Genomic DNA, 11,842 nt, shown 5'->3' with positions numbered 1-11,842 from the left:
TATGATCATCAGCCACCCCCAGGAGCGCATATGAGGCAGTCCGGCCGACACTCCGTCAGACCCGCCACGGTGCTTCGCCGCGAGGCCATGACCGCGACCGTTCCGGTCGCCCTGGCGGCACTGCTCGCCGCCGCCGGACCCGCGACGGCCGGCACCGGAGGCGCATCCGGCGTCGGCGACCCGTACTTCCCGCTCGCCGGCAACGGCGGCTACCACGTCGACCACTACGACCTGAACCTCCGCTACGACCCGACGAGCCGCCACCTCGACGGCACCGCCGTCCTCACCGCCCGCGCCACCCAGGACCTGACCCGTTTCGACCTCGACTTCAGCGGGCTGAAGGTCACCGGCCTGACCGTCGACCACGACCGGGCGCAGTACCGCCGCGACGGCCAGGAACTCGTCGTCACCCCGCACCGCCCCCTGCACAAGGGCGAGACGTTCCGCGTCACCGTCACCTACAGCGGCATCCCCAAGCAGGTCACCGACCCCGACGGCTCGGCCGACGGCTGGATAACGACCGACGACGGCGCTTTCGTCGCCGGGGAGCCGCAGGGCGCCATGACCTGGTTCCCGGCGAACAACCACCCCAAGGACAAGTCCTCGTACGACATCACGGTCACCGTCCCCGAGAACCGCACCGCAGTCTCGAACGGCACGCTGGTCGGGCAGCGGACCGCGCACGGGCACACCACCTTCCACTGGCGCCAGAGCGAACCCATGGCCGCCTACCTCGCCACCGCGACGATCGGGAAGTTCAAGGTCGAGCAGTACACCACCCGCGACGCCATCCGCGTCTACAACGCCGTCGACCCGCGCGAGGCGTCCGAGTCGGCACCCGTCCTGAAGAAGCTGCCGTCCGTCCTGGCATGGGAGAGCAAACTCTTCGGGCCCTACCCCTTCCGCAACGCCGGGTCGATCGTGGACCACGCGCCGGACGTCGGGTACGCGCTGGAGACCCAGTCGCGCCCCCTGTACGACTCGGCGCCGGACCTGAGCACCCTCGTCCACGAGAACGCCCACCAGTGGTTCGGCGACTCCGTCTCGCTCACCTCCTGGAAGGACATCTGGCTCAACGAGGGCTTCGCGACCTACGCCGAGTGGCTCTACAGCGAGCAGCACGGCGGCGACAGCGCCCAGGAGACCTTCGACGACCTCTACGCCCGTCCGGCCGGCGACCGCCTGTGGGCGTTCCCGCCCGGCGACCCCGGCAGCGGCAAGAACATCTTCGGCACGCCCGTCTACGCCCGTGGCGCCATGGCCCTGCACGAACTGCGCACCGCCGTCGGCGACCGCACCTTCTTCGGCATCCTGCGGGCCTGGGCCGCCGAACATCACGACGGAAACGGGACGACCGCGCAGTTCGTCCGCCTCGCGGAACGGAAGTCGGGCAAGGACCTTGACCACCTGTTCACCACGTGGCTGTACAGTCCAGGGAAGCCGAACCAAGCCTAGAACCTGACGAGTTCCTCACATGTGTCGGTCACAGTCGACCCGTGATCATGAATAGACCCCGTGTCGCCCTGCTCGCCGCATCCCTGTTCCTCACGGGATGCAGCGGCGGGGCAGTGGCCTCGCCGGGACACCCGTCCGGCGCCCCCACGGCCACGACGAGCACACCGGACGTGGCCGCCCTCGCCCCGCCCTCGCCGCAGCTGTCCGTCCAGGCCGCGCCGCTGCACCTGCCCGGCCTGGGACCGAAGACCTTGGCCGCGATCCCCGGCGACGCCCGGCAGGCAGTCGTCGTCACCGGACGCGACAGGAACTCCCCGCAGTCCACGGTCGTGCTGTACGAGCGCACCGCGGCCGGCTGGCAGGCCGGCGCGAGCTGGCCCGCGCACAACGCGCTCAAGGGCTGGTCCGACCACCACACGGGCGGCGACCTGCGCTCGCCCGTCGGCGTGTACGGCCTCACCGACGCCGGCGGGCTGCTCGGCGATCCCGGCACCCGGCTGCCGTACCACCGCTCCCGTGCCTTCACCTCACCGGGCACGGGCTTCGAGGGCGAGCCCCTCGCAGGCTCCTTCGACTATGTGATCGCCATCAACTACAACCGCGAGCCCGGCACTTCGCCCCTCGACTGGACCCGCCCCCTCGGCGCGGGCCGCGGCGGCGGCATATGGTTCCACGTCGACCACGGCGGCCCCACCCACGGCTGTGTCAGCGTCTCGGAGCAGCACATGAAGGACCTGCTGCGCGCGCTCGACCCCGCCCTCCACCCCGTCGTCGTCATGGGCGACGCGAAGTCCCTCGCCCGCTGAGCGCCTAGGATCCGCCGCGTGTGCGCACATGTGCTGGTCGCCGAGGACGACGAGATGCAGGCCGAACTCATACGCCGCTCCCTGCTGTCGGAGGGCCACACGGCCACGGTGGTCCATGACGGCGCGGCCGCCCTGGACGCCGCCCGCCGGCTCAGACCCGACCTCGTGGTCCTCGACCTGATGCTGCCCGTGGTCGACGGCTTCGGGGTGTGCCGGGTGCTGCGCGGGGGCGAGGAGGACATACCGGTGCTCATGCTGACCGCACGGTCCGAGGAGGACGACGTCCTGCTCGGGCTGGAACTGGGCGCCGACGACTACATGACCAAGCCGTACAGCCCGCGCGAGCTGATGGCCCGCATCCGTACCGTGCTGCGGCGAAGCGGCCGGACGGCGGGCGTGCGGGAGGATCCGGTGGTGCGCGCGGCCGGGCTCGCCGTCGATCCGGAACGGCACGAGGTGCGCTGCGACGGCGTATCCGTGGAGTGCACGCCGGCCGAGTTCCAGATCCTGCTCGCCATGGTGGCGGAGCCCGAACGGGTCTTCACCCGACGGCAGTTGCTGCAGTGCACCCGTGGTTTCGACCGGTCCTCCACCGAGCGGGCCGTCGACGTCCACATCATGAACCTGCGCAGGAAGATCGAGGCCGACCCGCGCCGGCCGGCGCGGCTGCTGACCGTGTTCGGGGTCGGCTACAAGCTCAGCGGTGGCCGTCCGTGAAGCGCCGCATCCCGCTGCGCAAGCGGATGCTGGTGCGGCTGCTGATCGCGTCGGTGCTGATCGCGGTGTGCTCGGTGGCGGCGACGGCCTGGCTGGCGGTGGAGACCACCACCCGTGCCCTACGTGAGGAGCAGGGTCAGGATCTCGCGGACGACATGCGGATCCTCGCGGAGCTCAGCGGCTACGCGGCAACGCACCCCGACTGGAAGGGTGTCGGGGCCACCGTCCGCTCCCTGGCCGCCACCATGGGCAGGCGTATCGCCCTGACCACCGCCGACCGCACCCTCATCGCCGACTCGGCGCGCAAGGGAACCTCCCTGCCCCTCGGCGCGGCCGCCACCGTGGACCCCCTGCACACCGACACCTACACCGAGACCGGCGCCCAGCTCAGCGGGATCGATCCCCGAGCCGTGGGCCCCTACCGGCTCACGGCGAAAGAGCGCGCCCAACTGGACGCGATCGCGGAGAAACAGCGGACGTGCTACCGCCGGTTCGGCGTCGAGACCAAGGTCGAGCACAGCCCGAGCGGCCGTCCCATGATCGTCAACTCCGACGGCACCGCAGCCCCCGACTATCCGGCCGAGGACTGCGGCTACGGGCTGTTCAGCGATCCCACAGGCACCGAGAAGAAGGCGCTCGACGAGCTGACCCGGGGCGCCCGCGCCTGTCTGCAGCAACACGGCCTGAACCTCGGCAGGCCTCTCTACCTCATGCTCAGTCCCCCCGGCAAGGCCCCCGTGAGCCGGTACGCCATCGCCAAGTTCGCCAAGGAGGGCGACGCGAAGGCGGTGAAGACGGCGCAGACCTGCAGCGACGACGCCCTGCGCACCCAACTCGACCCGTATGTGGCGCCTGTGGCCGAGCTGTACCTCGGCGGCGACGACACCACCCCGCCCCGCTTCGACATGTCCCCGGCCAACAAGGCCAAGATCGTCGGTGCGGCCGGTCTCGTCCTCGCCGTCACCCTCGCCGTCACGGCCGTTGTCGCCACCCGGCTCGTACGGCCCCTGCGGGCGCTGACCGAGGCGGCGCAGCAACCGCCGGACATGCATGTACGGGTGCCGGTGACCACGCGGGACGAGACGGGCATCCTCGCCGAGGCGTTCAACGACCTCACCGAGCGGCGCGCCCGGCTGGAGGCCCAGCGCAAGGCCATGGTCAGCGACATCGCGCACGAACTGCGCAGCCCGCTGACCAACATCCGCGGCTGGCTGGAGGTCACCCGGGACGGCGTCGTCGACCCGGATCCCGCGCTGCTCGGCTCCCTGCACGAGGAGGCGCTGGTACTGCAGCGCATCATCGACGACCTCCAGGACCTCGCGGCCGCCGACGCGGGCACCCTGCGCCTGCACCGCGAACCGGTGCGCGCCGACGAACTGCTGGACCAGGTCGCCGCCGCGCATCGGGTCGCCGCCGACGCGGCCGGTGTCACCGTACGCACCGAACAGGACGGCAGCCCGTGGCTCGACGCTGATCCGGTGCGCATGCGGCAGGCGCTGGGCAACCTCGTCTCCAACGCGCTGCGGCACACACCCGCCGAGGGCACTGTCACCCTGGCCGCCCGCCGTGACGGCGACGAGGTCGTCTTCACGGTGACCGACTCCGGCACGGGTATCGCGCCGCAGGACCTGCCGCACGTCTTCGACCGGTTCTGGCGTGCCGAGAAGTCCCGCAGCCGCCGCACCGGCGGCAGCGGACTCGGGCTGCCGATCGTCCGTCACCTGGTCGCCGCACACGGCGGAACGGCGGTCGCCGAGTGCGAACCGGGTGCCGGCGCGGTGTTCACCCTGAGACTGCCGGGCGGCCCGGCCCCAAAGGGCTGAGCCGCCGGACAGGCCTAACCGTTGCGTGCGGCCGCGCGCCGGCGGCGCCTGCGCTGCATGGCGTGCCGTTCCGCCTCTCCGGTGCCGCCCCACACGCCCAGGATCTCCCCGTGGCCCAGCGCCCATTCAAGGCACTGCTCCCGGACCGGGCAGCGGGCGCACACCGCCTTCGCCTTCTCCGTCTGCATCAACGCGGGGCCTGAGGTGCCGATCGGGAAGAACAGCTCGGGGTCCTCGTTTCGGCACGCGGCCTGGTCTCGCCAGTTGTCCATGAAATGTCACCTGCGATCGAAGTCGTACGTGCCCTCGCGAATGGCTTACTCGGTTTCGAGTCACCTGTCGATGCGGGAGTGAAACGACGGAAATCGCGCAGATCCGGTGCTCATTGCTCGCGCATGCCCCACGGGGAGCCGTAGACGGTCAGCAGATCAAGGAACGGGCGGGCGGGGAACGCCTCCGGGCCGAGGACGCCCGTGCCGGACCAGGCGCCGGTGGCGAGGAGTTCGAGGGCGACGACCGGATTGACGGCCGTCTGCCACACCACCGCCTGGCTGCCGTACTCCGTCATGGACCACTGGTTGTCGACCACGTGGTACAGGTACACCTCGCGCGGCGCACCGTCCTTGACCCCCCGCACCCAGGTGCCCGCGCAGGTCTTGCCGTGCATCCGCTCGCCGAGTGTCGCCGGGTCCGGCAGGCACGCGGCGACGACGTCCCGGGGCGAGACGGAGACCGGACCGGCGGCGCTCGGCACGGTCACCGGCTCGGTGCGGTCCAGGCCCAGCAGGTGCAGCGTCTTCAGCGTCTCGATGAACTCCCGGCCCAGCCCGTACTTGAAGGTGACCCGGCGCGCGTGCACCCAGCGCGGGACGAGCAGCACCTCCTCGTGCTCGACGTTCACGCACTCGACGGGACCGATGCCCTCGGGGAAGTCGAACACCTCGGGCTCGCTGAACGGCTCGGTGGTGAACCAGCCGCGCCCGGCCTCGTAGATCACCGGCGGGTTGAGGCACTCCTCGATGGTGGTCCAGATACTGAAGGACGGGGCGAAGTCGTAGCCGTCGACGGTGAGGTTCGCGCCGTCTCGGACGCCGATCTCCTCGATCTCGTCGAAGAGTTCGTCGGCGGCGTACCGGGCGAAGACGTCCGACAGACCGGGCTCCACGCCCATGCCGACCAGGGCCAGCGCGCCCGCCTTCGTCCACTCCTCGGCCTGCGCGAACTGGTCGTCGCCGAGCTTGACCCCGCACTCCGCGTAGGGTCGCTCGGGGTGCGGGTGCGACAGGGACATGGCCATGTCGAGGTAGGTGGCGCCGGCGGAGCGCGCCGCGCGGAACAGCGGCATCACGAAGCGCGGGTCGGTGGCGTTGAGGAGCACGTCGCAGCCGTGCCGGCGCAGCAGCTCCACCACGGCCGACTCGTCGCCTGCGTCGACACGGGCGGCCAAGAAGCGGCCGTCGTCGAGGGCCGCGACCGCCGCGTCGGCCCGCGCCGGGTCGTCGTCGGCCACCACCATCGCCTCGAAGAACGAACGGCGGGCGGCGATCCGGGTGACGGCGGTGCCGACACCGCCGGCGCCCACGAGCAGGACACGCATGACAGATCTCCCTGTCCTAAGGGTTGATGACGAGGGGCCCCGCCGCAGATGCAACGCCGCCGTTTCACGTAAGGTCAATGGCGTTGGCATAAGGGCCTCGGGAGGTTGTCATGCCCAAACCGGTGGTGCCCGAGGAGAAGCGGCGCAGGCGCCGGCCCACGAAGAGCGGCACGGTGCTGTCCGAGCGGCTGATCGTCGAGACCGCGCTGCGGATGCTGCGCGAACACGGCAGCGCGGGCCTCACCGCCCGCCGCCTGGGACTCGCCCTGGACGCCGACCCGAGCACCCTCTACCGCTACTTCCGCGGCATGGACGAGCTCACCCTCGCCATCGGTGACGCACTCATCGGGCAGGCCCTCGACGGCTGGCGCCCGACGGGGGAGTGGCGGGCCGACCTGCGCTCGGTCGGCCTGCGCATCCACGCCGCCTATCTGGCCCACCCGCAGGCCGCGGTGCTGACCACCAGCCGGGTCACCGGCCGGGCCAACGAACTGGCCGCCGACGAGGCCGTGCTGGACGTCCTGCGCACCGCCGGATTCCCGCTGCCGGACACGGTGCGCATCTATCACGCCTTCATCGACCAGACCCTGGCCTTCGCCGCCCTCGATGCCGCCGCCCTCGCTCTGCCCAGCGCTGCGCTGCGCGCCGACGAGGAGATGTGGCGCTCGACGTACGCCCGGCTGCCCCGCACCACCCACCCGCGTATCGCCGAGGCGGCACCCCTGCTGGCGGCCCGCATGGTCGACAGCGCGTATCCGACGGCACTGGAGATGCTGCTGGACAGCGCCGCGGCGCAGCTGGCGGCACTGGGTTCCTGACGTAATCCGGCCACTCGATTGCTTGATGCAAGTCACGTCTCTATAGTCAGTGGAGTCGATTGCATCAAACAATCGACCGCTCGGTGCCGGAGGCGGAAACATGGAGCGTCGCTGGAAGGTCCTCGTCGTCACCTCGGCCGTGGTCTTCATGGCCCTGCTGGACGTCACCATCGTGAACATCGCGTTCACCGACCTCGGGCGGTCGTTCCCGCGCGACTCCCTCGCCGACCTGTCGTGGGTGCTGAACGGATACAGCGTGGTGTTCGCCGCCGCCCTCGTACCGGCAGGCCGCCTGGCCGACCGGTACGGGCGCCGACGGCTCTTCCTCGCCGGGCTGCTGCTGTTCCTGGCCGCGTCCGTGGCGAGCGCCTTGGCCGCGTCGGTGCCGGTCCTCGTCGCGGCCCGCGTCGTGCAGGCACTCGGCGCCGCGGCCGTGCTGCCGACCTCGCTGAGCCTGACCCTGCCGGAGTTCCCGCCCGAGCGCCGCGGCACCGCGATCGCCCTGTCGACGGCGGCGGGAGCGGTGGCCGCCGGAGTGGGCCCTTCGCTCGGCGGACTGCTGGTGGACTGGCAGGGCTGGCGTGCGGTGTTCTTCGTCAACCTCGTCATCGGCCTGCCCGCACTCGTGGCCGCCGCACGGCTGCTGCGCGAGAGCCGCGACGAGCGGGCGCAGGGCGTTCCCGACGCCCTCGGCGCGCTGCTGCTGGTGGGCGCCGTGGGCGGCCTCGCACTGGGCATCGTCAAGGGCGCGGACTGGGGCTGGAGTTCGGGCGCGGTGCTCACCGCCTTCGGGACCGCCGCCGTACTGCTGCCCCTGTTCGTCGTGCGGTCGGTGGCCCACGCGACACCGGTGGCCGACCTCGGCCTGTTCCGCCTGCGCTCCTTCACCGTCGCCACCCTCGGCACGTTCGTCTTCGGCGCCGGGTTCTTCGCCTCGCTGCTGTGCAACGTGCTGTTCCTGACCACCGTGTGGCACTGGCCGGTCCTGCGCGCCGGAGCCGCGGTCACACCGGGGCCCCTGATGGCCGCCCTCATGGCCCCGCTGGCCGGCAGGGTCACCGACCGGTACGGACCGCGCGTCGCCGCCGTGCCGGGCACCCTCCTCTTCGGCACCGGCCCGCTCCTGCTGGCCCTGACCGCCACGGCCGGGCCGCACTACTGGACGGTCCTGTTCCCGGCGGCGACCATCACCGGCGTCGGAGTCGGCCTGTCCCTGCCCGCCCTCGGCGGCGCCGCCGTCCTGGAACTGCCGCCGTCGAGCCTCGCCACCGGTATCGGCATGACGTCCGCCCTGCGGCAACTGGGCGCAGTCGTCGGCGTCGCGGCCCTGGTCGCCCTCCTCGGCACACCCGGACCCCAGGCCCTCGGCGGCTTCCGCCACGCCTGGCTCATGATCACCGGCGCCGGCTGGCTCGCCGCCGTCGTCTCACTCGCCCTGGGTCGCGTCCGGGCACCGCGACCGGAACCCGAGAAGGCCGTCCCGCAGCGGACCGCGCCCCTGAACGAAACACCATGACGTCGCTGAAGGAGAGGCCATGAAGGAGACCGACGCCCTGCGCCGTGCCGTGCGCTGGCCCGGCATTCCCGACCGGGTGACCGCCGTGCTCGCCCAGCAGATGCTCGCAGCCCGCCAATTCCGCGAAGGGTACGACTACTTCACCGCGCTCAGCGCCGAACGCCCCGAATCGGCCCTGGCCGAAAGCCTGACGGGAGTCTTCCAGGCCCGCCTCGACGGACCGGACGAGAAGGCGATCGCCCGGCTCGACGCGGCCGCGGAACGCGGTCTCGGGCTGCCGCAGTACTTCAGGGGAACCGCCCTCGCGAACCTCCCGGACTGCGCGGGCCGGGCCGACACGGTGATCGCCGACCTGGAGTTCGTGCTCGCCGTACGGGACCAGTTCCCGGCCGGGTTCTTGCACTCCGTGCACGCCGCCCTGGCCCGCGCCTACGCCTGTCAGGGCCGTACCGAGGAGGCCCGGGCCGCGCGCGAGTGCATCGGACACGCCCCAGGCCTGTCACTCGTCACGGACTACCTGGTCAGCGCCGAGGACGGCCTGCGCATGACCGCGCCATGGCTGGTGGAGATGGCGCCGGGCGTGCACGTCGCCCAGGGCTATGACTTCGCCGACCTCGCGTTCGTCGTCACGGACGAGGGCATCGTGGCGATCGACGCGGCCAGCCACCCCCGGCACGCCGAAGCGGCCCTGCGCGATCTGCGGGCCGTCACCCCCGCGCCGATCACTCATGTGATCCTCACCCACGCACACTTCGACCACATCGGAGGCATGGAAGCCCTGGCCGGCCCCGGGACACAGGTCGTCGCCCAGGCCGCCTTCCCCGACGAACTCGCGCTGCAGGCCGTGAGCCCGCCGCCCTTCCCGGCCCTGCTGCCGGACGGCCAGGAGCGCCGTCCGCACGTCGTGCCGGACCGGCTCGTCGAGCAGCCCGAGACGCTGACCGTCGGCGGGCGGAGGTTCACCCTCGTCCCCATCGCCGGAGGCGAGACACGCGACGGTCTCCTGGTCCAACTCCCCGACGAGGGCGTGGTGTTCACCGGGGACATGTGCATGCCGTATCTGGGGGCGCCGTTCTTCGCCGAAGGCTCGGCAGAGGGGCTGTTCGACGCGCTGCGGACGGTCCTGGATCTGCGCCCCCGGCTGCTGATCCACGGCCACCCGCCGCTGACCGAGAACTTCACCGTCGAGGCGCTGCCCGGCCTGCTCGCCGCGCTGCGCGAGCTGCACACCGTCGTCGCGGACGACATCGTCGCGGGCCGGTCACTGACCGACCTGCTGGAACGTGACCACCTGCCCGAGGTGCTGCGCGGGCATCCGGCGGCGATCCTCCCGTACCTGGTCATGCGCGAGGGCTTGATCCAGCGCGTCCACGACCAGCGGACCGGCTACTGGAAGGCGGACGGAGAAGGCGTGGACCCCATTGGCCGGGGACAGTGGGCCGCAGCGCTGGACCTGCTGGCCGGCGGCCGCGCCGAGGCGTTCGGCGCGGCGGGCGAGGAACTGCTGGCGCGCGGGGAGACGGCCGTGGCGCTCAGGATCGTCGACTGCGCCCTGCTCGGTCACCCGGAGGACGCGGCGCTCGCCGAGCTGCGCGGACGGATCCTGCGCGCGCTCGTCGAACGGCACCAGCTGTTCAGCCCGTTCAGGTTCGCGTACTACGCGGGGCTCGCGGGACTGACCGTGGCGCCCGCGGGCTGAGCACCCGGCCCGGGCCGCATCTCGCAGTCGTACGGACCGAGCGGCTTCCCGCAGGCGGAGCAGGTGAGCCCGGGCCGGAGCCGGCCGCCGCAGCCGCGGTGCAGAACCACCAGCGGCGGCCCATCCGGCGCCCGGTGCCCGTCCCCCCACAGCAGCAGGGACATGATCACCGGCCAGAGGTCGAGGCCCGCCGGGGTCACCACGTACTCGTACCGCTCCGGGCGGGTCTGATAGAGCTGCCGCTCGAGAATCCCGGCCTCGCAGAGCTTGCCCAGCCGGTCGGACAGCACGTTGTGCGCGATGCCGAGGCCGGCGCGGAAGTCCTCGAACCTCCGTGTGCCGCGCAGCGCGTCGCGCACGATCAGCAACGTCCAGCGCTCACCCACCACTTCGAGCGACCGGGCGATCGAGCAGACCTGACCTTCGTACGTACGAGGAAGCACGTCCCCATCGTACGTCGATTGCATCACGCAAGTCAGTGGCGCGGGACGGCCCCGCCGCGCAGCGCCCCGGCAGCCGCCTCCAGCACCGCCTCGGCGACCGCCGCGAGCGCCGGGGAGTCCAGCTTCCACTGCTGCCAGTACAGCGGGACGTCGAGGGTCTGGTCCGCAGCGAGGCGCACCAGACGCCCGGCCCACAGCAACGGCTCGGCCTGCACCTCGGGCACCAGGCCCCAGCCCAGGCCCGCCGCGACGGACTCGGCGAACCCCTCCGAGGTGGGCACGAAGTGCCGGACCGGACTCGCCCCGCTCCTGCCGTGCCGCAGCCTGCGCACGAAGGCGTCCTGCAGGTCGTCGCTGCGGTCGAAGGTCACCGTCGGCGCCACCGCCAGCGCCTCCGGCAACGGCCCGCCGAAATACTCCCGGGCGAAGTCCGGACTGGCCACCGGTACATAGCGCATCCGTCCCAGCGCGCGCACGCTGCAGCCCGTGACGGGCTCGGCGGACGAGGTCACCGCCGCCATCACCAGGCCTTCCCGCAGCAGCGAGGCCGTGCGCGTCTCGTCCTCGCGGCGCAGCTCGAAACAGAGCCGGGGCTCGTGCCGCACCCGCGTCAGCGCCGGCAGGAGCCAGGTCGCCAGCGAATCGGCGTTCACCGCGATCGACACCCGGGTCGGCTCCCCGGCCCCGCTCATGCCGAGCTCCGCGCGCGCATCACGCTCCAGCCGCGCCAGCTGACGGGCGAACCGCACGACGACCTCACCCGACTCGGTCGGCCGCACCGGCTTCGTGCGCATCAGCAGCACCCGGCCGGTGCGCTGCTCCAGCGCCTTCACCCGCTGACTGACCGCCGAGGGCGTCACATGCAGGGCCGCGGCCGCCGCGTCGAAAGTGCCCTCGTCCACCACGGCCAGCAGCGTTCGCACCTGGTCGAGAGGCAGCTCCGTCAACTCCGTCTTCACATTGGCTAA

Annotated in this window: 11 protein-coding genes; 7 read left to right on the top strand and 4 right to left on the bottom strand. The window is 71.9% G+C overall.

What is annotated here, in order from left to right; all coding sequences use genetic code 11:
* Positions 1-87: 87 nt before the first annotated feature.
* The 4 genes from ABT254_RS40500 to ABT254_RS40485 are packed head-to-tail and all read left to right on the top strand — an operon-like array spanning position 88 to position 4,801.
* The gene (locus ABT254_RS40500; protein ID WP_502972137.1) at positions 88-1,455 is read left to right on the top strand and encodes a M1 family metallopeptidase; all 1,368 of its coding nucleotides are present in this window, start codon (positions 88-90) and stop codon (positions 1,453-1,455) included.
* Between the two features lie 41 nt (positions 1,456-1,496).
* Positions 1,497-2,261, top strand: coding sequence for a L,D-transpeptidase family protein (locus tag ABT254_RS40495; protein ID WP_502972136.1), 765 nt, complete (start codon positions 1,497-1,499; stop codon positions 2,259-2,261).
* 18 nt (positions 2,262-2,279) lie between these two features.
* The gene (locus ABT254_RS40490) at positions 2,280-2,978 is read left to right on the top strand and encodes a response regulator transcription factor (protein WP_351482171.1); all 699 of its coding nucleotides are present in this window, start codon (positions 2,280-2,282) and stop codon (positions 2,976-2,978) included.
* Positions 2,975-4,801 carry a sensor histidine kinase gene (locus ABT254_RS40485; protein WP_351482168.1) on the top strand — a complete coding sequence of 609 codons (1,827 nt, stop codon included), beginning with the start codon at positions 2,975-2,977 and terminating at the stop codon, positions 4,799-4,801. Before ABT254_RS40490 ends, ABT254_RS40485 begins: the two co-directional genes overlap by 4 nt.
* Before the next feature lie 14 nt (positions 4,802-4,815).
* On the opposite strand, the gene ABT254_RS40480 is transcribed toward ABT254_RS40485, so the two are convergent.
* Together ABT254_RS40480 and ABT254_RS40475 are read right to left on the bottom strand one after the other, a co-directional pair.
* Positions 4,816-5,073: a WhiB family transcriptional regulator gene (locus ABT254_RS40480; RefSeq protein WP_351482165.1), complete on the bottom strand. Its 258-nt coding sequence runs from the start codon at positions 5,071-5,073 to the stop codon at positions 4,816-4,818.
* A 110-nt stretch (positions 5,074-5,183) separates the two neighbouring features.
* Entirely contained in the window at positions 5,184-6,398 is a 1,215-nt protein-coding gene (locus ABT254_RS40475) for a saccharopine dehydrogenase family protein (protein WP_351482162.1), read from the bottom strand.
* Positions 6,399-6,508: 110 nt separating this feature from the next.
* Between ABT254_RS40475 and ABT254_RS40470 the strand changes: the two genes are divergently transcribed.
* From ABT254_RS40470 to ABT254_RS40460, 3 genes are all read left to right on the top strand, one after another.
* Positions 6,509-7,216, top strand: a complete 708-nt coding sequence (locus ABT254_RS40470) for a TetR/AcrR family transcriptional regulator (RefSeq protein ID WP_351482159.1) — start codon at positions 6,509-6,511, stop codon at positions 7,214-7,216.
* A 100-nt stretch (positions 7,217-7,316) separates the two neighbouring features.
* Positions 7,317-8,732 carry a DHA2 family efflux MFS transporter permease subunit gene (locus tag ABT254_RS40465; protein ID WP_351482156.1) on the top strand — a complete coding sequence of 472 codons (1,416 nt, stop codon included), beginning with the start codon at positions 7,317-7,319 and terminating at the stop codon, positions 8,730-8,732.
* A 19-nt stretch (positions 8,733-8,751) separates the two neighbouring features.
* On the top strand, positions 8,752-10,431 hold the full coding sequence (locus ABT254_RS40460) for an MBL fold metallo-hydrolase (protein WP_351482153.1): 1,680 nt from the start codon (positions 8,752-8,754) through the stop codon (positions 10,429-10,431).
* On the opposite strand, the gene ABT254_RS40455 is transcribed toward ABT254_RS40460, so the two are convergent.
* Together ABT254_RS40455 and ABT254_RS40450 are read right to left on the bottom strand one after the other, a co-directional pair.
* Complete coding sequence (locus ABT254_RS40455; RefSeq protein ID WP_351482150.1) at positions 10,389-10,874, bottom strand: winged helix-turn-helix transcriptional regulator; 486 nt, start codon at positions 10,872-10,874, stop codon at positions 10,389-10,391. The genes ABT254_RS40460 and ABT254_RS40455 overlap by 43 nt on opposite strands.
* Positions 10,875-10,906: 32 nt before the next feature.
* Positions 10,907-11,833: a LysR family transcriptional regulator ArgP gene (locus tag ABT254_RS40450; protein ID WP_351482147.1), complete on the bottom strand. Its 927-nt coding sequence runs from the start codon at positions 11,831-11,833 to the stop codon at positions 10,907-10,909.
* Positions 11,834-11,842: the final 9 nt, after the last annotated feature.

The sequence above is a fragment of the Streptomyces sp. NPDC001137 genome (assembly GCF_040298885.1).
Lineage (GTDB): Bacteria > Actinomycetota > Actinomycetes > Streptomycetales > Streptomycetaceae > Streptomyces.
This window is presented reverse-complemented; position numbering and strand designations above follow the sequence as displayed.

What these genes read in the sequence shown, in the direction of transcription:
- ABT254_RS40500 (WP_502972137.1), top strand. Translation starts at nt 88, where the DNA reads ATGACCGCGACCGTTCCGGTCGCCCTGGCGGCACTGCTCGCCGCCGCC.
- ABT254_RS40480 (WP_351482165.1), bottom strand. Translation starts at nt 5,073, where the DNA reads ATGGACAACTGGCGAGACCAGGCCGCGTGCCGAAACGAGGACCCCGAG.
- ABT254_RS40475 (WP_351482162.1), bottom strand. Translation starts at nt 6,398, where the DNA reads ATGCGTGTCCTGCTCGTGGGCGCCGGCGGTGTCGGCACCGCCGTCACC.
- ABT254_RS40470 (WP_351482159.1), top strand. Translation starts at nt 6,509, where the DNA reads ATGCCCAAACCGGTGGTGCCCGAGGAGAAGCGGCGCAGGCGCCGGCCC.
- ABT254_RS40465 (WP_351482156.1), top strand. Translation starts at nt 7,317, where the DNA reads ATGGAGCGTCGCTGGAAGGTCCTCGTCGTCACCTCGGCCGTGGTCTTC.
- ABT254_RS40460 (WP_351482153.1), top strand. Translation starts at nt 8,752, where the DNA reads ATGAAGGAGACCGACGCCCTGCGCCGTGCCGTGCGCTGGCCCGGCATT.